At 50.0% G+C, this 672-nt stretch carries 1 tRNA gene and 1 rRNA gene; both read right to left on the bottom strand.

The features are described from left to right. Nucleotides 1–286 (bottom strand): 23S ribosomal RNA (locus JJQ72_RS20285); the annotation flags it as partial. Between the two features lie 306 nt (nt 287–592). After that, a tRNA-Ala gene (locus JJQ72_RS20280) sits at nt 593–668 on the bottom strand. Nucleotides 669–672: the final 4 nt, after the last annotated feature.

Raw genomic sequence — 672 nt, 5'->3', positions numbered from 1 at the left:
AGCCCCTTGGTTTAGGCTGTTCCGCGTTCGCTCGCCGCTACTGACGGAATCACTCTTGTTTTCTCTTCCTCAGGGTACTTAGATGTTTCAGTTCCCCTGGTATGCCTCCCTCTGCCCTATGTGTTCAGGCAGCGGTGACTGGGTATTATTCCAGTCGGGTTTCCCCATTCGGACATCCCCGGATCAAAGCTTGCTTACAGCTCCCCGAGGCCATTTCGTCGTTCGCCACGTCCTTCGTCGGCTCCTAGCGCCTAGGCATCCTCCGTGTGCTCTTAGTAGCTTAACCTGGTGCGATATATTCGCGCCAGGCGCTCTCTTGAATTCTCATTTCCCTGATTGTGTAAACCACTCCAAGGTTGAAATAAGATTTCAAAGGATCTCCTGTCACGATTAGATCGCTGCTACATTTAACTTCCTTGGTCATTCTCATGACACAAGATCAGCTTAAAGGATCTTTCTAAAACGCAAATTCGTTTCGTTATCTAGTTTTCAAGGATCAAGGTCACTGTCTTGCGACAGGACTGTTATCGTATCCTACCAGCGTCATCAGGTCAACCTGCATATTCTGGTAAAACCGATCATAGTAATCTTATGGTGGAGCCAAGCGGGATCGAACCGCTGACCTCCTGCTTGCAAGGCAGGCGCTCTCCCAGCTGAGCTATGGCCCCAAAG

The organism is Paenibacillus sp. F411 (assembly GCF_017582705.1).
In the GTDB taxonomy this organism is placed as follows: Bacteria; Bacillota; Bacilli; order Paenibacillales; family Paenibacillaceae; genus Paenibacillus_AQ; species Paenibacillus_AQ algicola.
Note: the sequence above shows the minus strand (reverse complement) of the source record. Positions and strands in the feature narration are given on the sequence as shown.